Source organism: Streptomyces daliensis (assembly GCF_054782395.1).
Genome location: NZ_BAAGSO010000043.1, coordinates 162,536 through 184,434, shown reverse-complemented (window position 1 = coordinate 184,434; position 21,899 = coordinate 162,536). Strand labels below are relative to the sequence as shown.

The window sequence follows — 21,899 nt, the reverse complement described above, 5'->3', positions numbered from 1 at the left end:
CCTCGGGTCGCACGGCGGAACTCGGGCATTACTGGGCACCTCGCAGTCGGGGGTCGATGACCCGGTAGAGCAGGTCGAGCACGGTGTTGATGACGACGTAGAGCAGCGCGGTGAGCAGGACGACGCCCATCACGACGGGGAGGTCCTTGTCCTGGACGGCGGAGAGGACGAGGCGGCCGATGCCCTGCCGGGAGAAGACCTGCTCGATCACGACCATGGCGCCGATGAGCATGCCGAGCATCCAGCCCGCGATGGTGGCCACGGGCAGCAGCGCGTGGCGCAGTGCGTGGCGCAGCCGTACCCCGAAGTCGGACATGCCGCGGGCCCTGGCCGTCAGCACGAAGGGTTCGTCCAGGGCCAGTTCGAGCCCCTCGCGCATCACCTGGGTGAGCAGCGCGGTCAGCGGGGTGGCGACGGCGACGGCCGGGAGGACCAGTCCCGCGAATCCGTCGCCGCCCGCCGCCGGGAACCAGCCCAGCTGGAAGGAGAAGAAGGTCAGCAGCAGGATGCCCACCCAGAAGGTGGGCACCGAGACGCCGACCAGTTCGATGCCGGAGGACAGCCCCCGCAGCCAGCGGGCCCTGCGTGCCGTGAGCAGACCGAGGACGGTCGAGGCAACGAGGGCCAACGCCATGGCCGTCAGGCCCAGTTGGACGGAGGCGCCGAGCTGGGACCCGACGGCCGAGGCGACGGACTCGTGCAGTTGGTACGAGTGCCCGAGGTCGCCGCTGAGCACCCGCCCGAGGTGGGCGAGGTACTGCGCGAACAGCGGCTGGTCGAGCCCGTACTCGGAGATGATCTGCGCACGGACCTGTGGGGTGACGGTGTCCGTGCCGATCAGCGCGTCCTCCACCTTTCCCGGGGTCAGGTGGAGAGCGCAGAAGGAGACGGTGACCGCTCCCCAGAGGACGAGGAGCGAGGTGGCCAGCCGCAGGAGAACGGTGCGCAGCGTGCGGTTGTCCCGCCGCCGTGAGGTGGTCATTGATCGGTCACCCATGCGTCGTAGAAGGTCGGGTATGCCTGCGGGTCCCAGTCGATGCCCTGGGCGTTCTCGGAGGCGCCCATCAGATAGCTGACGACGTAGACGGGGAAGGCCGCGGCCTCGTTGGTCACCTGGCGCTGGACCTTGGCGTACAGCGCGGCGCGCTTCTTCGCGTCCGTGGTGGCCAGCGCGTCGCCGAGCCACTCGTCCACGCGCTCGTCGTCGAGACGTGAGGCGTTCTGGCCGAACTTCTCGGGCGTGGCGATGCTGGCGGAGGAGAAGAGGTTGCGCAGTGCGTCGCCGTCGGCGCGCTGCCAGCTCAGGTCCATCACGTCGTACTCGCCCTTGCCGTAGTCGGCGGCGAGTTCGTGCTGGGTGCCGGTGTCCAGGACCAGTTCAAAGCCCAGGTCCTTGGCCTCGGCCTGTATCTGCTCGGCCAGGGTGGAGCGCTGCTCCCTGTTCGCCGCCTTCACGAAGGGCCAGGTGACGGTGAGCCGCTTGCCGTCCTTGGTGCGGTAGCCGCCGCTGTCGCGCCCGGTCCAGCCCGCCTCGTCCAGCAGTGCGGCGGCCTTCTTGGGGTTGTGCCGCCAGTGGGTGCCCGCGCGCTTGTCGTAGCCGGGGGTCGCGGGCGATAGGGGGTTGGTGGCGTGTGCGAAGACACCGAAGTAGAGCTTCTCGACGACGGTCTCGAAGTCGATGCCGTCCCGGAACGCCTGCCGGACCCTGGCGTCCTTGAAGGGGCCCTTCTCGGTGTTGGGGTAGTAGGTGTACGCGCCGCCGGGCGCCTGCCGCTTCTCCATCCGCAGGTCGGGGCTGGCCTCCACCTGCTCGACGGCGGCGGGCGGCACGTTCGCGACGGCGTGTGCCTGACCACCCGTCAGCGCGCCGAGCCTGGCCGAGTCCTCGGTCAGTACGGTGAACTCCAGCTCCTTGAGGTGAGCCGGGCCCTTGTGCCGGGCACCCGCAGGGCCCCAGGCGTACTGGTCGTTGCGGGTGTAGGTGATGCCCTCGCGCGGAGTGAAGTCCTTCATCACGAAGGGGCCCGTGCCGACGAGCTTCTTGGCGAGCGCGTCGGCGCCCTTCTCCAGTTGCTCGGGCGACTGCATGCCGAAGTACGCGGTGGAGAGCGCGTTGAGGAACGGCGAGTGGGGGCGCGAGAAGGAGACCTCTAAGGTGCGCTCGCCGGTCACCTTCGTGCCCTCGTAGGGCTCGATGTAGCCGGCGGCCATCTCGGACTTGGTCTTCGGGTCGACGATGTGGTCGAGGTTCGCCTTGACGGCCTCCGCGTCGAAGGGGGTGCCGTCGGTGAAGCGGACGCCCTTGCGGAGCGTGAAGGAGTACGTCTTCTGGTCCTCCGAGATCTTCCAGGAGGAGGCCAGCCAGGGGCGGATGGTGCCCTTGGCGTCCATCGACACGAGCGAGTCCAGCACGGGCCGGGCGAAGAGCCCGGTCACGTCCTGGGCGCTCGCGTGCGGGTCGAGGTTGACCGGCTCGGCGTTGACGGCGTACGTCAACTTGCCGCCCTTGACGGGCTCTTCGCTCTTCTGGTCGCTGCCCGATGCGCCGCTGCACGACGCGAGTGCCAGAGCGGAGACGGCGAGCAGCGTGACGGCCTTGGGCCGGTGGAGCGCCTTCATCGGGGGATGCCTCCTGGGAAATGTGCCACGCGGACTGTGCTGGGAGGTGTCGCACGGAGACGGGCGACGGCGCGGGGTCGCGATGGTGCTGCGGTGCCGCTGTGCTGGGTTGCTCGCGGTGCTGACGTGCGCCGTCGGTCCCGGCTCCGGTGGTGCGGACGGCCACCCCCGTGGCCGTGCTCTGCCGGGGGCGCGCCGTGCCTCTTGGCGCCGGTGGTGCGGGCGGCCGTGCGGTACCGGTCAGGGCGGGCCGGGTCGGGTCCCGGGGGTGCTCCCCCCGGTGCCGGTGGCCGGTTCCGGTGCCGGTGCCGTACGGCGCGCCGTCAGTGCTTGGCGACCGCCTCGCGGACCGCCGGAACGATCTCGCGGGCCCAGCGGCCGAGGGAGACCTCGGTGGGTGCCGGGTCGGCGAAGTCGAAGTACACGAAGCCGTCCGCGCCGTGCTCGACCACGGCGGACGTCAGCTCCTCCACCCACTGGTCGACGGAGCCGCCGATCCAGCTCCCGTCGGCGTCGCGGGTGGCGTCCAGGGGGCGGTCGGTGATCTGCCCGGGGAGGTTGAAGATGGTGGAGATCTCCGAGGGGTCGCGGCCCGCCGAGGCCGCGGCCTCCTCGACGCGCGGGCGCGACTCGCGGTAGAGGGTGCTCCGCCAGTCCGACGCGTGCCCGGGGAACCAGCCGTCGGCGACCCTGCCGGTGACGGCGAGGGACTTCGGCCCTACGGATCCCGTCCAGACGGGCGGCGCGGGCACGGGGGCCGGAGGGGCGTCGTACACCTGGTAGAACTCGCCCTCGAACGTGACGGGGCCGCCGCCGCCCGACAGCTTCCTGATGAGGACGATGGCCTCTTCCAGCGCCCGTACGGCGGCGCCGGGCGAGAGCCGGGTCACGCCCATGCGGACGATGTCGTCCCAGGAGCCGCCCGCGCCGAGGCCGAGCGCCACCCGGCCGCCGGAGAGCGCGGAGAGCGAGGTGACGGTGCGCGAGAGCAGGGGTGCGGGGCGGCTGGGCAGGTTGGTGACGTTCACGGCGCCCGTCAGCGACGAGGTGCTGCCGAGCACGACGCCGAGGATGGCGTACGCGTCCAGCTTGCCACCCGCGTAGGGGTGGTCGGAGATCGTGAACAGGTCGAGCCCGTCGCGGTCGGCCTGGGCCGCGTGGCGCAGCAGCCCTGACACGTCACCGACACCGGTCTCCCACGGCCCGAAGCCGAACATGATCTTCCGTTCAGGTGCCGACATGCGTACCTCTCTTTGGTGAGCTGGTGCTGCGCGCGTACGGGCCGGTGAACCGGCCCGCCGGAGGCCCGCCCGCCTCCCCGCACGGAGGCGGGCGGGACGACCCACCGCAGGGCCACAGCCTTGTCCCGCGCGTGGCACCGATCAAGGGACGTTGTTTCAGGTTTTGGTCAGATACCAACAGACGTGTTGCAGCAATGTCAGAGGACGGTCAGACCCGCAGCGCACAGCGGCGGACGGGTCACACGGAGGCACCAACTCCCCTGGTTTTACGGCGACATGACGTCACGTCAGAACCGTCAGGATGCGGCATCGGGAGCCTTCCCCGGCCCCTCGCCCGCGTTCCAGGTCAGGTCGAAGGAGAAGGTGCGCAGCCGCCAGCCGTCCTTCGTGCGCACGGCACCGGCCTCGTAGTGGCCGCCGATGCTGTAGTGCGTGCCCGGCTCCTCGCGCCGACGCACATGCACCGCCATGAGATGGCCGCGCACCCGCGCGGTGTCGCCGTCCAGTTCGACGGCGTAGTTCCCGCTGAGGTGGTGGGTGCGCTCGAAGGTGGCTCCGGTCATCTTCTGGAAGCGTTCGAGACCGTCGCGCCCGGCGAACTCACCGAAGGGGAACGTCAGGACGGCGTCCTCGGTGAACACGTCGTCCAGCCAGTCGGTCCCGCCACGGTCACGGTCCGTGTGGAGGACGTAGCGGTCGCACAGCGCGGCCACGTCGGCGCGGTCGCGCAGCGCCCGGACCTCGGCGCGCAGGATCGAGACCTCGTCGCGCAGGGCGACCTCGCCGGGAAAGGAGATCTCGTCGGGGAGAGCGGTCATATGGGTGTCCTGTCCGTGTACGGAGTGGGCGGGTGCGAGGTGGTGGGGCGCGGGACGACGGGGTGCGAGGCCGCCGCGAGCGTGGCCTGTGCCCTTCCGGGGTCCGCGAGTGCCGCATACGGCACATGGCGCACGTGCGGCGGTGCGAGCGGCACATGGGTGCCGCCCAGCGCGACGGCCGCCGCGTAGCCGGACACGAGGGGCGCCGAGGGTGTGAGGGGCACGTCCCGTACCGCCCAGCCGCGCGGCAGGCGGGAGGTGTCGGCGCCGAGGTAGTCGAGCCGCGGAGGGCGGCACAGGCCGGTGCCGAGCCCCTTGAGATACGCCTCCTTGCGCGCCCAGATCCGCGCGAAGTGCTCGCCGCGCCGCTCATGGGGTGTACGGGCCAGCTCGGCGCGCTCGTCGGGGTGGAGGCGACCGGCGCAGACGTCGGCCGTGGCAGACGCCGGCGCCCGCTGGACGTCGGCGCCCACGGGCTTGTCGGCCACGGCCACCAGGACCAGGCCGCCGCTGTGGGAGAGCGAGAAGTGCGGCGCGCCCGCCGCCGGGACACGTGGACGCCCGTGCCCGCGCCCGCAGTTGGGGCACGCGGCGCGCTCCAGGGGCACCTCGCGCGGGGTGACGCCGAGGCGGGCCGCGAGGAGGTGGCGCAGCAGCACATGTGCGGCGAGGTAGCGGCGCGCGTCACGCGGCGCGGCGAAGGCGGCGCCCCGCGCGCGCTCGGTCTCGTCCAGCACGGCCACGTCGAGCGGGGGCACGTCGAGCGGGGTCCGCGGCGGCTCGTCGGGCAGCCGCAGCAGCCACAGCTCCGGCTGCCGGGCGCCGTCGGGTGCGTCGTCCATGGCCCCTCCCTCGTCCTCTCCCGCCCGCGGCGCGGGCGCTCCGTGTGTCTGTGTCTGTGTCTGTGTCCGTGTCTGTGACTACGCGTCACATGTGGTTCGACGGCCGCGGACGGGTCGGGGGTCCCGCCCGCGGCCGGACCAGCCGGCGTCGGGGGTGCCGCCGGCGGCTTCAGGCCACCAGTGATCCACCGGTGGCGTCGACGGACGAGCCGGTGATCCAGCGCGCTTCGTCGGAGGCGAGGAACGTCACCACGTCGGCGACGTCCCCGGCTTCACCGACCCTCTTGAGGGCCGACATCTCGGTGATCTCCTCCACCAGCGCGGGGTCCTCCCAGAACGCGGCACCCGTGCGGGTGGCGCCGGGCAGCACCGTGTTGATGGTGATGCCGCGCGGCCCGAGGAGCTTCGCGAGGTGCGGCGCCAACTGCTCCAGCGCGCCCTTCGTCATGGCGTACGTGACGGAGGAGGGGTCGCCCAGGCGGGTCAGCCCCGAGGAGATGTTGATGACGCGCCCGCCCTCGCTCAGGTGCGGCAGCGCGCGCTGGATGAGGAAGAACGGTGCCTTGACGTTGACCGCGTAGAGGCGGTCGAAGTCCTCGGGGGTGGCGTCCTCGACGGGGCCCGCCACCTTCACCGCCGCGTTGTTGACGAGGATGCTCAGCCCGCTCGTCCCGGTGCGCTCGCGCAGGCCCTCCGCCAGCCCGCCGAACAGCTCGTCCACATCACCGGGCACACCCAGTTCGGCGCGGACGGCGAACGCGCTGCCGCCGTCCTTCTCGATGGTGGTGACGGTCTCGCGGGCGGCCTCCTCGTTGCTCGTGTAGTGCACGGCGACCAGCGCGCCCTGCTCCGCCAGCCGCACGGCGACAGCCCGCCCTATGCCCCTGCTCGACCCGGTGACCAGCGCCGTTTTACCCGTAAGCCTGCCCATGTGCCGTACTCCTGCCGTTGCCTTCGGTCGGTGTCTCACGTGTCGTTCTCCGCTGCCTGGAGCGGAGGGCGGCCCGGTGTGGCCCGGTGTGTCAGCGGGCTGCCGCGCCGGTGCGTCCCTGTGCTGCCGCCCCGCCCGGCACTCCGCCCCTGCGGTGCCTGCCGTAGGGCGCGGCGCCCGTGCGCCGGTGCCTGCCGCGCCTGCGCACCAGCTGATGCACGGTCAGCGCGGCGAGGACACACGCCGCGGCGACCGCCCAGAGGACGATGTGCCAGGCGTAGGTGTAGTGCGCGGCGAGGTCGGCCCGCCGCCCGCCGGAGAGGTCTCCGGCGGCGACCCGGCCGGCGAGCGCCCGCTCGCCCACCTTGGTCTGGATGATGCTGACCAGCGAGGCGCCGAAGAGGGCGAGGGCCAGCGTGTTGGCCCCTCCGCGCACCGTGTTCAGCAGCCCGGAGGCCATACCCACCCGGTCGGCGCCGACGAGGTTCATCGCCTGGGGGTCCACCAGTGCGGTGGCCATGCCGTTGCCCGCGCCGAGCAGCACCAGGGGGCCGACCAGATCGCCGATTCCCGAGCCGGGTTGCAGCACCGTCAGCCAGGCGTTGCCCCCGGCCATCAGGAGCATGGCCGTCACGATGAGCGTGCGCGGCGCGATGCCCATGTTGACGAGCTTGCCCGCGATCGGAGGGACGGTGAGCACCGGCACGGTCATGGCCAGCATGATCATCCCGGACTCGCCCGCGGTGAGGCCGCCGGCGCCCTGGAGGTAGGTGGGCAGATAGACCAGCACACCCACGGTGCCGATGGACATGGTGAGGGCCGCCAGCAGCCAGCCCAGGAACGGCCGGTTGCGCACGAGTTCCAGATCCAGCACCGGGAACTCGCTGCGCCGCTCCACCTGGAGGAAGACGGCCAGCACCACCAGTCCCACGGCAAGGAACCCGAGCACGCTCACGCTGCCCCAGCCCGCCTCCGACGCCTGGTTGATGCCGTACATCAGGGCGACCATGCCGATGACGAAGGCGATGGTGCCGTACACGTCCACCTTCGGCCGCACCTCCGCCCTGGACTCCCGCATGAACGCGGTACCCAGCAGCACCAGCACACCGATGCCCGCGAAGACGAGGAACATCTCGCGCCAGCCGAACGCGCTGACCAGCCACCCCGCCACCGTGGGCCCGAACGCGAGGCCCACGCCCACCGTCGTGCCGACGGCAGCGAAGGCCCGGGTGCGCGCCGCACCCGAGAACGTGCTGCCCAGAACGGCGCCGCCGCCCGCCAGCACACAGGCCGAGCCCACTCCGGAGAGCGCGCGCGCCACATCCAGCAGCAGGATGTCCGTCACCCCGGCGGCGGCGAAGGTGCAGCCGACGTAGACGATGGCGCCCAGCCGGAAGACGCGCCGCCTGCCGAAGATGTCGCCGAGCGAACCCGCGACGAGGGTGAGGCAGGACGCGGCCAGGAAGTAGCCGGTGACGACCCATTGGAGGGCCCCGCTGCCCGCGTCGAGGTCCTTCGCGATGCGCGGCAGGGCGACGCTCGTCCCCGACATGGCCATGGGCACCACGAGGAAGCCCAGCAGCACCGCGACGAGCGTCAGCACCTGGCTCGCCCCCGTGCGCGACCCGGACTCCCCCGCGTCGGACGCCGAAGCCCCCGACGCCGTCTCCGACTCCTCGACCAACTGTCCGCTCATAGGATTTACAGTAAAACATGTAAGGCAACGTGTAAAGCGATCGTTGTTCTTTTGCTCGGACGACCGCTTCCCGGCGCCGCCTCAGGCGGCACGTCGCCAGGTACGCGGGCCGTCGAAACCCGCCGCGCGCTCGGGCCTGCGCCAGGCGGCCACGGGACGCCGCACCGACGCCGCCGAGGCATCCGCGCAGCTCGCGCCCGCCGCCGTACGGGCGAGCAACAGGACGGTGAGGACGGCCAGTTCCTCTGGTTCTGCGTGGCCGCGCTCGACCCTGAGCACATGGCTCCCGAAGGTCTCGTCCCTGTCCGTGCGCAGGTCCCTGTTCATGTCCAGGCCCTTGTTCATGTCCTTGTCCGTGTCCATGGGGTTCTCCGTAGGTGTCGGGCGGCCCTGGCGGGCCGGTGGTGGAGGTGGTGGCGTGGTGTCACTGGGGAGGGTTGCCGTGCTTGCGGCGCGGCAGGTCCGCGTCCTTGGAGCTGAGCATCGCCAGCGAACGGGCGAGCACGGAGCGGGTGTCACGTGGGTCGATGACGTCGTCGACGAGGCCGCGCTCGGCCGCGTAGTAGGGGTGCACCAGCTCACGCCGGTACTCCTCGATCTTCTGCTGACGCATCGCTTCGGGGTCCTCGGCCGCGGCGATCTCCCTGCGGAAGACCACACTGGCCGCGCCGTCCGCGCCCATCACCGCGATCTCGTTGGTCGGCCAGGCCAGTGCGATGTCGGCGCCGATGGAGCGCGAGTCCATGACGATGTAGGCGCCGCCGTACGCCTTGCGCAGGACCACCGAGATGCGGGGCACGGTGGCGTTGCAGTAGGCGTAGAGGAGCTTCGCGCCGCGCCGGATGATGCCGTCGTGCTCCTGGTCCACGCCCGGCAGGAAGCCCGGCACGTCGATCAGCGTGACGAGGGGGATGTTGAAGGCATCACACATCTGGACGAAGCGCGCGCCCTTCTCGGACGCCTCGATGTCCAGCACCCCCGCCATCGCCGCCGGCTGATTGGCGACGATGCCCACCACATGGCCGTCGATCGAGGCGAGCGCGCAGACGATGTTGGGGGCCCACGCCGCGTGCACCTCCATGTAGTCGCCGTCGTCCACGATCTCCTCGATGACGGCGTGGATGTCGTACGAGCGGTTCCCGTCGGCCGGGACCAGGTCCAGCAGCGCGTCCGAGCGGCGGTCGGCCGGGTCCTCGCTGTGGACGGTGGGCGGCAGTTCGCGGTTGTTCTGCGGCAGGAGGGAGAGGAGGTAGCGCACCTCGGCGAGGCATGTCTCCTCGTCGTCGTAGGCGAAGTGGGAGACGCCCGAGGTCCCGGCGTGCACATCGGCGCCGCCGAGCCCGTTCTGCGTCACCTCCGCACCCGTGACCGCCTGCACCACATCAGGACCCGTGATGAACATCTGGGAGATGTCGCGGACCATGAAGACGAAGTCCGTCAGCGCCGGGCTGTAGGCCGCGCCGCCCGCGCACGGGCCCAGCATCACCGAGATCTGCGGGATCACACCCGACGCCCTCGTGTTGCGCTGGAAGATCCCCCCGTACCCGGCGAGCGCCGCCACACCCTCCTGGATACGCGCACCCGCACCGTCGTTCAGCGACACCAGCGGCGCACCCGCCGCGATCGCCATGTCCATGATCTTGTGGATCTTCGTCGCATGCGCCTCACCGAGAGCACCGCCGAAGATGCGGAAGTCGTGCGCGTAGACGAACACCGTCCGCCCGTGCACCGTCCCCCACCCGGTGATCACACCGTCCGTGTAAGGCTTCTTCGACTCCAGCCCGAACCCCGTCGCACGGTGCCGACGGAGTTGCTCCACTTCCGTGAAGCTGCCCTTGTCCAGGAGGAGTTCGATGCGTTCGTGGGCCGTGAGCTTGCCCTTGGCGTGCTGCGCCTCGGTCGCCCGCTCGCTCGGGCCCAGGCGGGCCTGGTCCTTGAGCGCGTGGAGTTCGTCGAGGCGGCCGTGGACGGTGTCATCGGCGGGGCCGGGAGACGTCGTGTTCGTGGCCTTGGCCTTGGTCGTGGCCTTGGCCTTGGTCGTGGTCGGCATGTTCTTCGCCCTTTCCTTGTGGGAGGCGGTCGGTGCCGCCGTCGTACGGACCGTCGGACGGGGAGGCCGCGCGTGCCCCGCGCGCCCTGAACCGTTCGGCGACCAGCGCGGCGAGTGCGGCGGCCAGCGAGGCGAGGCCGCCCAGGTAGAGCCCGGCGCGGACGCTGTGGTGCTCGGCGAGCCAGCCGACGAACAGGGCGCCGAGCGGCGAGGACCCCTGGAGGATCAGGGTGTAGAGCGCCATGACGCGCCCGGTGAAGCGCGGGTCGCTGCCGAGCTGGATGCGGTGGTTGGCGGCCTGCGCGAAGTACGTCATCGCGTAGCCGGTGAGGAAGAGCAGCACCAGCGCGGCCGGGAAGGTGGGCGCCCAGCCCGCCGCCGCCTCCAGCGCGCCGAAGGCGAGCGCCGCGACGAGCACCGTGCGGGCCGCGGGCCGCTCCCGTCGCGCGGTGGTGACCAGCGCCGCGAGCAGCGAGCCCGCAGCGAGCGCGGTGGTCAGCAGGCCGAACGCTGAGGCGTCGGCGCCGAACACGGACTTGGCGGCGAGCGGCAGCGTGAGGTGGAAGTTGAAGCCGAACAGGCTGACGACTCCGACCAGCGCCAGCATCAGCCCCAGGTCGGCCCGCGAGGCGAGATAGCGCAGCCCGTCGGCGACCTTGGCGGGGCCCGCGCCCGTCGCACGGTCGCGCAGCTCGGCGGGCCGCATCATGCGCAGCCCCACCACCGTGGCGAGGTAGCTGGCGGCGTTGAGCAGCATGACGGGGCCCGTGCCCGCCGCACTGATGACCAGACCGGCGACGGCGGGACCCACCACGCGCGCCGTGTTGAAGTAGGCGGCGCTCAACGCCGAGGCGTTGGGCAGCAGTTCGGGGCCGACCAGCTCGCGCACGAACGATATCCGCGCCGGTACCTCGAAGGCGTTGACGGTGCCCAGGGCGAGCGCGAAGAGGTAGACGTGCCACAACTGGGCCGTGCCGCTCAGCGCGAGGGCCGCGAGCAGCAGGGCCAGGACGCCGGAGACGAGGTTGGTCACCGTCAGCAGCAGCCGCTTGTCGTGCCGGTCGGCCAGCCTGCCCCCGTACAGGGTCAGCAGCAGCATCGGTGTGAACTGGAGCGCGGTCACCGTGCCGAGGGCCGTCCCGGAGTCCCCGCTCAGGGAGAGCACCAGCCAGTCCTGGGCCACGACCATCATCCAGGTGCCCGCGACGGAGAGGATCTGGCCGGAGGCGAAGAGCCGGAAGTTGCGTACGGAGAGGGAGCGGAAGGTGCTTCCGAGGAGTCCGGGGCGCTTGGACATCGGTCGTCGTCAGCCTCGGGTCTCGTGGGAACGGCCGCTCCTGGGCGCGCGGTCACCACGTGTGCGGTGGTCGCGGCACGTCGCATGGTCACGGCGCCTCGCGTGGTCGCGGCACGTCGCGTGGTGGCGGCGCGTCCCGTCGTCGCTGGGGCCGTCCGGGCCCGGGTGGCGCGGACGGCGGGGCCCGGTCAGCGCACCGCTCCCTTCACTTCACGCGCGGCGAGGCACTCCTCCAGGAACGCGAGGGCCCGCAGGTGGTAGGAGCGCGCTGCCCAGCCGAGGCTGATGTTGTGGCCCGCGCCGGGCAGCCGCTCGACGAGCACACGCGGCGAACCGCTCAGCCGCCGCTTCAGATCGGCGACGGTGTCCTCGTCGTGGAGCCACCAGGACTCGTGCTCGGCGAACGTCAGCCGCAGCGGCACCCGCACCCGCGGGGCCACGTCCTCGAAGAGGTGTGCCCAGCGCGCCGCCTCCGCGCGCTCGCGCGCGGGCATCGGGGCGACCACGTCGGCGCTGGCCCGGAAGGTGTCGGGCGGATAGAGGCGCAGCACACCCCAGTTGCGGCTCCGGCTTCCGTGCCCCTCGGCCGTGGGCAGGTGCTCGGCGTCGACGGCGTAGCGGTGGCCGCAGCCGGAGATGTCGAGGCCGAGCAGCCGTCGGCGAGTGTCGTCGGCCGCCGCCGTCAGGGCCAGCTTGCCGCCGTAGGAGTGGGCGAGGAGCAGGACGCCCGCGCCTGTGTGCCGCTCGGCGGCGAAGGTGTCCAGGGCCGCGTGCAGGGTGGCGGACTGTTCGGCGAGGGTCTGCCCCTCGGGCAGGGTGCCCGCCGACTCCCCGTAGCCGGGCCGGTCGACGGCGAGCACGGTGAAGCCAAGGCGCGCTCCCAGCGTGAGCAGCGAGACGCCGGGGTGTGCCTGCCCGTCGAAGTAGCCCGCCGTCATGCCGCCGCCGTGCAGGGCGACGACGGTGGCGCGCGGCGGCACGTCGGTGGGCTCGCTCAGCAGGGCTGAGAGGGTGATGCCGCCCGCGTCGAGGGAGATCGCGCGTACTCCGGGAGAGACGGCGGTTCTGGCGGCTCTCCACTCGGTCGTCGTCATGCTGCTCCTCTGTGGGTGGGACACACCGTCAGGGGCCATCAGGTTGCGTGGGTGGCGCGGCGGGCCGTGCGGCCCCGCCGCGCCGTACGCGCCGGGCAACACCCCCTAGGCCCGCCGCGTGCCACGTACCGCGCCACGGTTCCGTCAGGAGCACCGTGGCGCGGACACCAGTGCCGCCGTAGTGCCGCCGTCGCGTGTTACGCGGCGGACGTGAGGCGCACGGCGCCGGAGGTGAGGCAGGACAGCAGCGATCTGGCCTGCACATTGACGTAATGCCCGTGCGCGGTCAGGGCGTTGAGCTGCTCCGGGGTGACCCAGCAGAAGCCCGGTGGTGCCTCGGTGGGTGCCTCGGACTCGTCGGCCTCTACGAAGAGGTAGCGGCTCTCGGCGTTGAGGAACCTGCCGCCCTCCTCCGAGTGCAGTGCTTCGTAGCGGATGCGTCCGGGTGCCGCGCCGAGCACGGTGTCCAGGAAGCGCGGCCGGTCGGCGCCCCGGAGGTGTGCCCAGTTGTTCTCGGTGGCCTGCACTGTGGGGCCGATCTCGGTCTTCTCCAGGAAGCCCGCCTCGACCCTGGCCGAGGCCAGCAGGTGCGGCACCCCGCCCAGGCTGCGGTACAGGAAGGCGGCCACCCCCGTGCCCGTCGGCTCGAACAGCGGCTGCGACCAGCCCTTCACCTCTCGGCTGGCCGCCTCCACGTCGACGCCGACGACGCGGAAGTAGCGCCCGTCGGGCCTGGCGATGGCGCTCTCGCCGCGCTCCCAGCCGCTGACCCGCGACAGGGGGATGCGCTCGATCTCGACGTCGTGCCGGGCGCGCTCCATGGTGAACCAGGACTGCAACTCCGCGTCGGTGTGCAGCGCGTCGCGCGTGGTGCCGCTCGCCGGGCCGTCGAGGGGGAAGCAGGCGATGACGGTGCGGGCGTCCATGTTGACGGTGTTGTCCAGCTTCAGCAGCTCGCCGATCTGACCGAGGGTCAGCCAGCAGAAGTCCTCGTGTTCGTCGACGTCGCCGACGGCCTCCACGAGCATGTTGCGGTTGGCCTTGCGGTAGAACCAGGAGCCGTGCTCGGACTGGAGCACGTCGGTGAGCACGCGTCCCCTCGCGGGGCCGCTGAAGTGCTCCAGGTAGGTGACACCCGCGCCCTGGTGGACCTTGGAGTAGTTGCTGCGGGTGGCCTGGACCGTGGGCGAGAGCTGGAGCAGGTTGCGGTTGCCCGGCTCCATCTTCGCCTGCATCAGGAAGTGGAGCACCCCGTCGAACTCCTTGGCCAGCATGCCCAGGATGCCGGACTCCGGCTGCTGGATGATCGGCTGCTGCCACTGGCGGTACGGGCCCTCGTCCACGGTGACCGACAGCCCCGTGACGCTGAAGAACCGGCCCGTGCGGTGCACCAGGTCGCCCGTCTCCGGCGCGAACGACCAGCCGTCCAGCCCGTCGAGCGGGGCCCGCCGCACCGCGAAGCGGTGGGCGCGTGCGCGCGCTTCGAGCCAGGCGGGGAAGTCGGCCGTGCGCATGGCGTGGCCGCTGTCCTTCCTGGCCGCCGAGAGTGCGAGACGCTCAGGGAGCGAGCGGTCGGTGCGGGGGCGCAGCCGCGTCGGTGTGACGGTGGCGGTCGCGGCGGCGGGGGCGGGGGCGGTGGCGGGCGTCATGTGAGGCCCCCCTCGCCGTCGGCCACGAAGGCGACGGTGGCGCGCAGCGCGTCCTCCAGCGGTGTGGCGGGTGCCCAGCCGGTGACGGCGCGGAACGCGGAGGAGTCGATGGTGACGCTCCGGAAGTCGCCCGCCTCGGCGTGCCCCGGCGGCTCGACGGAGACGACGGGCACCGGCTCCTTGTCCGTCGCCTCGGCGGCGAGCGCCGCGACGGTGCGGAAGACATCGCCCAGCGGGCTGCCCTCACCCGTGCCCAACAGCCAGTGGCGGCCCGCGAGTTCACCGGTGTGCCCGACGGCAGCGGCGACGGCGCGGGCCACGTCCTCGACGTAGAGCAGGTCCCTGCGCACGGTGCCGTCGTGCCACATGGTGATGGGCTCTCCGGCCAGCGCCTTGCGGACCATCGTGGAGACCACGCCCTTGTCCCTGGCCGTGGAGCGGGGCCCGTAGCCGAAGACGGTGGGCAGCCGCAGGGAGGCACCGCGCAGGACACCTTCCTTGTCGGCGTCGAGGAGCACGCGTTCGGCGGCGAGCTTCTGCCGGTCGTACTCGCCCGCCGGACGGTCCTCCTCGCTGCCGTCGAGCACCTCCTTCTCCAGCGGCCCGACCTGCGAAGCCGCGCCTGTGAACAGCACACCGGGCGGCGGCCCGTCGCGCCGCGCGGAGCGCAGCGCCTCGACGAGGTCCCGCACGAGGCCGACGTTGACACGTTCGGCCGCCGTGTCGCCGTCGCTGACCCGCCAGGTGGCGGAGCCCGCGATGTAGGCGACGGTGTGGACGACGACGTCCGCGTCGGCGACGACGGTGGCCATCGCGCCGGGCTCGGTCAGGTCCAGGGTGCGCACCTCGATGTCGGCGCGCGCGTCGCCCGGCACCTGGGCGGCGCCGCGCGCCACGGCCCGCAGCCGCACCGGCATCCTGGCCAGTTCGCGCAGCACGGCCGAGCCGACGAATCCGGTCGCGCCGAGCAGCACGACGCGTGGGGGGTTCACGGCCACAGCCGGGCCTCCGCTTCCTTGCAGTCCTCGTACGCGGGCAGCAGCCCCTGCTTCTCCGCCTCGGCGAGGGTGGGTGCGGCCAGGTCGCGCTCGGACTGGAGGGGTGCGAACTCGGTCGGCACCGCCAGGCCGATGGCCGGATCCAGCGGGTCGACGGCCAGCTCGTTCTTCGCGACGTACTCGCCGGAGAGCAGATAGGTGACCATCGAGCCCTCCTCCATCGCCATGAAGGCGTGGCCGACGCCGACGGGCACGTAGAAGGCGCCGCAGTTGTCCTCGTCCAGTTCGGCCGTCTCCCAGGTGCCGAACGTCGGCGAGCCGACCCGCAGGTCGATCAGGAAGTCCTGGACCCGGCCCTTGGGGCAGTAGACGTACTTCGCGGTGCCCGGCGGGGTGGCGCTGTAGTGGATGCCGCGCAGCACACCGGGCGCCGAGAGGTTGTGGCTGACCTGCCGCACGGGGAAGAGCGGCTTGCCGAGCGCCGCCTCGAAGGCGTGGCCCTGATAGGGGGACGAGAAGAGGCCCCTGCTGTCCTTGAAGACGGGCGGTGTGAACGCGAACGCGCCCTCGATCTTCAGCTCGCGTGTCTCCATGGTGTTCACTCGCTCCCGTTCTTCACGCCGACGAACAGCCCGTTGCCCTCGTACTCGCCCGCCACGTAGTGCACCGAGCAGCCGGCGCGGGTGAAGGCGGCCTCGTACTCCTCGCGGGTGAACAGGGCCATGACGTGCACGTCGGAGAAGTGCTGGATGCCGTCGGCGGGGTCGCCGACGGTGTAGTGGACCTCCATGCGGCTGTGTCCCTCGTCCTGGCGGACGGTGTGCGAGACACGGGCCACGGTCCTGCCGTCCACGGTCTGGACGCTGCCGCCCACGTAATCGGGGAGGAAGTTCTCCGGAAACCACCAGGGTTCGACGACCACGACACCGCCGGGCACCAGGTGCTTCGCGAAGGTGTCCAGCGTCTCGTCGAGTTCGGCGGTGTCCTTCAGGTTGCCGACGGCGCTGAAGAGGGAGACGACCGCGTCGAAGCGGCGCTCCAGCCGGAAGGAGCGCATGTCGCCCTGGCGTACGGAGATGTCGGGCAGGTTCCTGCGTGACACCTCCAGCATGCCCTCCGCGAGGTCGATGCCCTCGGCGTGCGCGAACTCCTTGGCGAAGTAGGCGAGATGGCCGCCCGTGCCGGAGCCGACGTCGAGCAGTGTCGTCGCGTCGGGCTTGGCCGTGCGCACGTGGCGGGCGACGACGGCCGCCTCGCCGCCGTAGTCCTTGCCGCGTCCGCTGTAGATGGCGTCGTAGAGATCACCGAGGTCGTAGATACCGATGTCTTCCGGCATGCTGCCGCCTTCTCTCGGGCTGTGGTGGCCTGCGCGGCCCTGTCGTCCTGTCGCTCGGGTAGGTGCTGCCGCCTCACAGGGCCGCCAGCACCTCGCGCAGGGCGCTGACGGTCTTGTCCTGCACGTCCTCGGGCAGGGAGGGGTACATGGGGAGCGAGAAGATCTCCTTGGCCAGCTTCTCGGTGACGGGCAGCGAGCCCTCGGGGTAGCCGAGGTGGGCGAAGCCGCTCATGGTGTGCACGGGCCACGGGTAGCTGATGTTCAGCGAGATGCCGTACTCCTTCAGCGCCTCGATGATCTCGTCGCGACGGGGGTGGCGCACCACGTACACGTAGTAGACGTGGGTGTTGCCGGGGTTGGTGGCGGGCAGCAGCAGCCCGCCGGGCCCGGTGAGGTCGCCGAGCTGTTCCTCGTAGCGGCGGGCCACCCGGTTGCGGCCCTCGATGTAGGCGTCGAGCCGGGTGAGCTTGCCGCGCAGGATCTCGGCCTGCACCTCGTCCAGGCGGGAGTTGTGGCCCGGCGAGCGGACCACGTAGTACACCTTCTCCATGCCGTAGTAGCGGAGCTGGCGCATGTTGCCGTGTGTGGTCTCGTCGGCAGTGATGACCGCGCCGCCGTCGCCGTAGGCGCCGAGCACCTTGGTGGGGTAGAAGGAGAACGCCGCGGCGTCCCCCATCGTCCCGGCCTTCCTGCCGTGGTGGACGGCGCCGTGCGACTGGGCGCAGTCCTCCAGGATCTTCAGCCCGTGCTCGGCGGCGATCCGCTCCAGCGGCGCCATGTCCACGCACTGGCCGTAGAGGTGGACGGGCAGCAGCGCCTTGGTGCGCGGGGTGATGGCGGCCTCGACCTGGTCGGTGTCCATCAGGAAGTCGTCCTCGCGGACGTCCACGAAGACGGGGGCGGCCCCGGTCCCCGCGATGGCGACCACGGTGGGCGCCGCCGTGTTGGACACGGTGATGACCTCGTCGCCCGGACCGATGTCCAGGGCCTCCAGGCCCAGCTTGAGCGCGTTGGTGCCATTGTCCACGCCGGTGCAGTACGGCACGCCGTGGTAGCCCGCGAACTCGTCCTCGAAGCCGCTCACGCTCTCGCCGAGCACGAGCTGTCCCGAGCCGAAGACCTTCTCGACGGCGCCGAGGATCTCGCTCTTCTCCTGCTCGTACTCCGGCAGGTAGTCCCATACACGAGTCGTCATTCGCTGTGTCTCCTGGTACGCATCGGTGGTGTCGCACCTCGTCGGTGCTCGTCGGTGCTCGTCGGTCCTCGTCGGTCCTCGACGGTGCCGGCCGGGCCTTGACGCTGCTCGTCGGCGCTCGTCGGTCCTCGTCCGTACGGGCCTCGTCGGAACGGGCGCGGTCAGGCCCCGTATGTGCCGGGCGAGCCGAACCAGCGCCGCAGCGCGTCCGTCAGCTCGCCGGTGCCCTCGCCCGCCCCGTCGTGGGCTCCGTCATCGGCCCAGACGGCCCAGACGACGTAGCCGTCGGGGCGCACGAGCAGGGCCGCCGTGTCCGCGAGGGGGTCGGCCGCGGCCTTCGCGCCGTCCACGGGCTCCGGCACGGCGGAGACGGCGGTGACCCTGTCCTTCCACCCCGCGACCTCCTCGGGCAGCGCCGGGTGCCCCGTGAGGTCGAGCAGCACGCCCTGGCCCGGGTGCAGCAGCTCGGCCGTGGTGACCGGGCCCGCCGGGGTGCGCAGGGTGCGCGGTGGCAGGCGGCGGCCGAGCAGCGGGTGGTCGCCGGGGCCGACCTCGTAGCGCACGTCGACGTGGCTGACGCGGCCCGCGAGGTGGCGCTTGACGTCGTCGTAGGCGAGCAGTTCGGTGAGCAGCTCGCGCAGCGGGTCGGCCTCCTCGCCGCCGAGGAAGGACATGCCCTGCACCCGGGTGTTGGCCAGCAGCCGCTGCCCTGCCGGGTGCCGCTCGCCGTGGTAGGTGTCGAGCAGCCCTGCGGGTGCCCAGCCCGCGACCTCGGCGGCCAGCTTCCAGCCGAGGTTGGCGGAGTCCTGGACGCCGAAGCTGAGGCCCTGTCCCCCTGCGGGCAGGTGGATGTGCGCGGCGTCACCGGCGAGCAGCACGCGGCCCGCGCGGTAGGCGGTGGCCTGCCGGGTGGCGTCGGTGAAGGAGCTGACCCAGGTGGCGGTGGCGCCGCTGATGTCCTCTCCCGTGATGCGCCGCCAGGCGTCGGCGACCTCGTCGAAGCCGATGGCCTCACCGCGCTCGCGGGGTGCGGTGTCGTGCGGGCAGACGATGATGCGGTGGGTGCCACCGCCGAGCGGCGCCGCCATGACCATGCCCGCTGGCATGCGCTCGCCGAGGAAGCGGGGTGCCAGGTCGATGCCCTCGATGTCGGCGAGGTACATGTCGCGGGTGGCGGGTGTGCCGGGGAAGCCGATGCCGGCCGCCTTGCGCACGGCGCTCTGGCCGCCGTCGCAGCCGACCACGTAGGCGGCCGTCAGCCGCTGCTCGCTGCCGTCGGCGAGCGCGGTGACCTCCACCCGGTCGCCGTGGTCCGTCAGCGATCTGAACTCCCAGCCGCGCCGGATGTCGGCGCCCAGCTCCGTGGCCCAGTCCTCCAGGACGGCCTCGGTCTTCGACTGCGGGACGCCACGTGCGCCGAAGTGGGCGCCCTCCAGCACCGTGTAGTCGAACTGGACGCCGCCGAAGTGGCCCATCGGGCTCGTCTCCAGGGCGCCGAAGCGCGGCAGCAGCCCGCGCTGGTCGAACGTCTCCATGGCGCGCGTGGTGAAGCCCAGTCCGCGCGACTGCCCCGTGGGGTGCGCCAGCTTCTCGGCGACGACGACCCGTGCCCCGCCCAGCCGGAGTTCACCGGCGAGCATCAGCCCGGCCGGGCCCGCTCCGACGATGACGACATCCGCGTCCATCACTCTCTCCCTCGTCCCTTGTCCCTCGTCCATGTCTCGGTCGGTCCATGGCCGGTCCGGTTCGGTTCGGTCCCGGCCGTGTCCGCTGTGCGTGCTGTGCGCGCGGTGGTGTGCCGCGGAGCCCGCTCCGTCAGACGGCGGGCGCGGGACGTGCCCCGGGCACCTCGGGAGCCTCGCGTGCCTCGGGATGCTTGGACGGCTTCCACCAGCCGGGGTTGTCGCGGTACCACTCGACGGTCGTGCGCAGCCCCTCCTCGAAGGGGGTGCGGGGCGCGTAGCCCAGCTCCTCGCGGATCTTGCGGTCGTCGAGGGAGTAGCGCAGGTCGTGGCCCTTGCGGTCGGTCACGTAGCGGATCATCGAGGTGTCGGCGCCGCACAGTTCCAGCAGTTGCCCGACCAGTTCGATGTTGGGCATCTCGTTGCCGCTGCCCACGTTGTAGACCTCGCCCGCGCGCCCCTTGGTGAGCACCAGGTGGAGGGCGCGGCAGTGGTCGTCGACGTGCAGCCACTCGCGCATGTTGCGCCCGCGCCCGTAGACCGGCACGGGGGTGCCCTCCAGCAGGTTGGTCACGAAGCGCGGGATGAGCTTCTCGGGGTGCTGGTAGGGGCCGTAGTTGTTGGAGCACCGTGTGATCGACACATCGAGGCCGTGGGTGCGCCAGTACGAGCGCGCGATGAGGTCGGACGACGCCTTCGACGCGGCGTACGGGGAGTTGGGCAGCAGCGGCCACTCCTCCGTCCAGGACCCCTCCTCGATGGAGCCGTACACCTCGTCCGTGGACACGTGCACCAGACGCTCCACTCCGGTGCGCAGCGCCGCCTCCAGCAGGGTCTGGGTGCCGAGCGCGTTCGTGCGGACGAAGTCGGCGCCCGAGTCCACCGAGCGGTCCACGTGCGACTCGGCGGCGAAGTGGACCACCGCGTCGTGTCCCGGCAGCACCTCAAGGAGCAGCGGCAGGTCGCAGACGTCGCCGCGCACGAAGGTGAGTCGGTCGTGTCCCATGGGGAGGCTGGCGGTGTTGCCCGCGTAGGTGAGCTTGTCGAGGACGGTGACGTCCGCGTGCTCCGCGCCAGCGGAGGCGTCCGCGTAGGCGCCCGCCAGCAGGGAGCGCGTGTAGTGGGAGCCGATGAAGCCCGCGCCTCCGGTGACCAGGATCCTCACGCCGACACCTCCCCGCACAGCATCGTCAGCGCGTCCACCGCGTCGCCCGGCGTGGGCATCTCCCGCATCTCCGCGGCCACTTCCTCACTCGCCTTCCGGTACTCGGGCTCGTCCAGCAGCTTTCCGACGCGCTCGGCGACCGCGTCCGCCGTCACCTCGGCGAGGTCCAGGCGCAGCCCGGCGCCGCGTGCGACGGGCACCGCGGCGTTGGGCCCCGCGTCGGTGCCTGGCGCGGGGACGGCGAGCTGGGGCACCCCCGCGTGGAAGGCGGCGTACATGGTGCCCAGGCCGCCGTGGTGGACGAGCGCGTCGCAGCTGCCGAGCAGCGCGCGCAGCGGCACCCAGTCCACGAGCGTGACGTGCGGGGGCAACGGGTCGGGCAGCGCGGGCAGTTCGGCGCCCCCGGTGGCCACGACCAGATCGACGCCGAGTTCCGCCGTGCCCAGCACGACGTCCCGCAACTGGGTGCCCTCGCCGTAGGTGGCGGGCAGCGAGCCGAGGGTCACGGCGACGCGGGGGCGGCTGCCGCGCCGCAGCAGCGCGAGGGGCAGCTCGCCACCGCCGTTGTAGGGGCTGTAGTTCATGGCGACGGTGTGCGGGACGGTGTTGTGCTGCACGGGCCCCTGGACGAAGTTCTCCAGGGACGGCGCGCTCAGGTCGACCTGGATGTCCGCCTCCCGCGCGCCCCCGATGCCGCGCCGCTCGGCCGCCTCGGCCATGGCGGCCACCGCAGGGCCGAAGGTGGGGCGCCGGATGCCGAGGTTGTGCAGCACGGCGGGGACGCCCGCGGCCCGCGCGGCGAGCAGCCCGGCGGGGTGCGGGGGCGGGTAGACGACGGCGTCGGCGCGCCAGTCGGCCGCCGCCTCGACGAGCCCGTCCAGCATCAGTTCGCCGATCCGCGCGAACACGGAGCCGAAGTAGGTGACGAGTTCGGAGTCGGGGAGGTCCTTGCCCTTGCTGGTGCCGCCCATGACGCGCCCCAGTTCCTCGTACGGGCCGGCCGAGCGGCCGTCGTCCGTGGGCACGGCGTGCAGCCCGGCCGAGGCGGCGACGCGCAGCGCGGGCCCGCTGCTCGCCACGAGCACCTCATGGCCCGCGGCGAGCGCGGCGTGGGCGAGCGGGACCAGGGGCAGCATGTGCGAGGTGCCGGGGATGGTGGTGAACAGATAGCGCATTCTGGACTGACCCTCGTCTTGTTTCGTCGTGCGGCTGCGGCTCTTCGCGTGTCTCTCTGTTTTTTCTTCGTGTCTCTTCCCACCGCTCCAGGTGGTTCCGCTTTCCTGCCG

The 21,899-nt window shown here is 72.0% G+C and carries 19 protein-coding genes; all 19 read right to left on the bottom strand.

What is annotated here, in order from left to right:
• Positions 1 to 28 precede the first annotated feature (28 nt).
• Positions 29 to 982 (bottom strand): ABC transporter permease, encoded by a 954-nt coding sequence (locus tag ACYVOO_RS09890; protein ID WP_461015257.1) that lies wholly within the window; start codon positions 980 to 982, stop codon positions 29 to 31.
• Positions 979 to 2,619: an ABC transporter substrate-binding protein gene (locus ACYVOO_RS09885; protein ID WP_461015256.1), complete on the bottom strand. Its 1,641-nt coding sequence runs from the start codon at positions 2,617 to 2,619 to the stop codon at positions 979 to 981. The genes ACYVOO_RS09890 and ACYVOO_RS09885 overlap by 4 nt, the downstream gene beginning before the upstream one ends.
• Before the next feature lie 323 nt (positions 2,620 to 2,942).
• The gene (locus ACYVOO_RS09880; RefSeq protein ID WP_453346058.1) at positions 2,943 to 3,860 is read right to left on the bottom strand and encodes an LLM class flavin-dependent oxidoreductase; all 918 of its coding nucleotides are present in this window, start codon (positions 3,858 to 3,860) and stop codon (positions 2,943 to 2,945) included.
• A gap of 296 nt (positions 3,861 to 4,156) precedes the next feature.
• Positions 4,157 to 4,678 (bottom strand): nuclear transport factor 2 family protein, encoded by a 522-nt coding sequence (locus ACYVOO_RS09875; RefSeq protein WP_461015255.1) that lies wholly within the window; start codon positions 4,676 to 4,678, stop codon positions 4,157 to 4,159.
• Positions 4,675 to 5,520 (bottom strand): 4'-phosphopantetheinyl transferase family protein, encoded by an 846-nt coding sequence (locus ACYVOO_RS09870; RefSeq protein WP_461015254.1) that lies wholly within the window; start codon positions 5,518 to 5,520, stop codon positions 4,675 to 4,677. The genes ACYVOO_RS09875 and ACYVOO_RS09870 overlap by 4 nt, the downstream gene beginning before the upstream one ends.
• 169 nt (positions 5,521 to 5,689) lie before the next feature.
• Complete coding sequence (locus ACYVOO_RS09865) at positions 5,690 to 6,451, bottom strand: SDR family NAD(P)-dependent oxidoreductase (RefSeq protein ID WP_461015253.1); 762 nt, start codon at positions 6,449 to 6,451, stop codon at positions 5,690 to 5,692.
• 91 nt (positions 6,452 to 6,542) lie between these two features.
• A complete protein-coding gene (locus ACYVOO_RS09860) occupies positions 6,543 to 8,147 on the bottom strand; it encodes an MFS transporter (RefSeq protein ID WP_461015252.1) in 1,605 nt (534 codons plus the stop codon).
• An 81-nt stretch (positions 8,148 to 8,228) separates the two neighbouring features.
• Complete coding sequence (locus ACYVOO_RS09855) at positions 8,229 to 8,510, bottom strand: acyl-CoA carboxylase epsilon subunit (protein WP_461015251.1); 282 nt, start codon at positions 8,508 to 8,510, stop codon at positions 8,229 to 8,231.
• Between the two features lie 61 nt (positions 8,511 to 8,571).
• A complete protein-coding gene (locus tag ACYVOO_RS09850; protein ID WP_461015250.1) occupies positions 8,572 to 10,197 on the bottom strand; it encodes an acyl-CoA carboxylase subunit beta in 1,626 nt (541 codons plus the stop codon).
• Complete coding sequence (locus ACYVOO_RS09845) at positions 10,121 to 11,494, bottom strand: MFS transporter (RefSeq protein WP_461015249.1); 1,374 nt, start codon at positions 11,492 to 11,494, stop codon at positions 10,121 to 10,123. The genes ACYVOO_RS09850 and ACYVOO_RS09845 overlap by 77 nt, the downstream gene beginning before the upstream one ends.
• Before the next feature lie 188 nt (positions 11,495 to 11,682).
• Positions 11,683 to 12,588 (bottom strand): alpha/beta hydrolase, encoded by a 906-nt coding sequence (locus ACYVOO_RS09840; protein ID WP_461015248.1) that lies wholly within the window; start codon positions 12,586 to 12,588, stop codon positions 11,683 to 11,685.
• Positions 12,589 to 12,785: 197 nt separating this feature from the next.
• Positions 12,786 to 14,237 (bottom strand): NDP-hexose 2,3-dehydratase family protein, encoded by a 1,452-nt coding sequence (locus ACYVOO_RS09835; RefSeq protein ID WP_461015247.1) that lies wholly within the window; start codon positions 14,235 to 14,237, stop codon positions 12,786 to 12,788.
• Positions 14,234 to 15,235, bottom strand: a complete 1,002-nt coding sequence (locus ACYVOO_RS09830; protein WP_461015246.1) for an NAD-dependent epimerase/dehydratase family protein — start codon at positions 15,233 to 15,235, stop codon at positions 14,234 to 14,236. The genes ACYVOO_RS09835 and ACYVOO_RS09830 overlap by 4 nt, the downstream gene beginning before the upstream one ends.
• Complete coding sequence (locus ACYVOO_RS09825; protein WP_461015245.1) at positions 15,226 to 15,828, bottom strand: dTDP-4-dehydrorhamnose 3,5-epimerase family protein; 603 nt, start codon at positions 15,826 to 15,828, stop codon at positions 15,226 to 15,228. The genes ACYVOO_RS09830 and ACYVOO_RS09825 overlap by 10 nt, the downstream gene beginning before the upstream one ends.
• A gap of 5 nt (positions 15,829 to 15,833) precedes the next feature.
• Positions 15,834 to 16,571: a class I SAM-dependent methyltransferase gene (locus ACYVOO_RS09820; RefSeq protein WP_461015244.1), complete on the bottom strand. Its 738-nt coding sequence runs from the start codon at positions 16,569 to 16,571 to the stop codon at positions 15,834 to 15,836.
• A 73-nt stretch (positions 16,572 to 16,644) separates the two neighbouring features.
• Positions 16,645 to 17,766 carry a DegT/DnrJ/EryC1/StrS family aminotransferase gene (locus ACYVOO_RS09815; RefSeq protein WP_461015243.1) on the bottom strand — a complete coding sequence of 374 codons (1,122 nt, stop codon included), beginning with the start codon at positions 17,764 to 17,766 and terminating at the stop codon, positions 16,645 to 16,647.
• A gap of 161 nt (positions 17,767 to 17,927) precedes the next feature.
• The gene (locus tag ACYVOO_RS09810; RefSeq protein ID WP_461015242.1) at positions 17,928 to 19,451 is read right to left on the bottom strand and encodes an FAD-dependent monooxygenase; all 1,524 of its coding nucleotides are present in this window, start codon (positions 19,449 to 19,451) and stop codon (positions 17,928 to 17,930) included.
• Positions 19,452 to 19,581: 130 nt separating this feature from the next.
• Entirely contained in the window at positions 19,582 to 20,613 is a 1,032-nt protein-coding gene (gene rfbB, locus ACYVOO_RS09805; protein ID WP_461015241.1) for a dTDP-glucose 4,6-dehydratase, read from the bottom strand.
• Positions 20,610 to 21,788: a glycosyltransferase gene (locus ACYVOO_RS09800; RefSeq protein ID WP_461015240.1), complete on the bottom strand. Its 1,179-nt coding sequence runs from the start codon at positions 21,786 to 21,788 to the stop codon at positions 20,610 to 20,612. The genes rfbB and ACYVOO_RS09800 overlap by 4 nt, the downstream gene beginning before the upstream one ends.
• Positions 21,789 to 21,899: the final 111 nt, after the last annotated feature.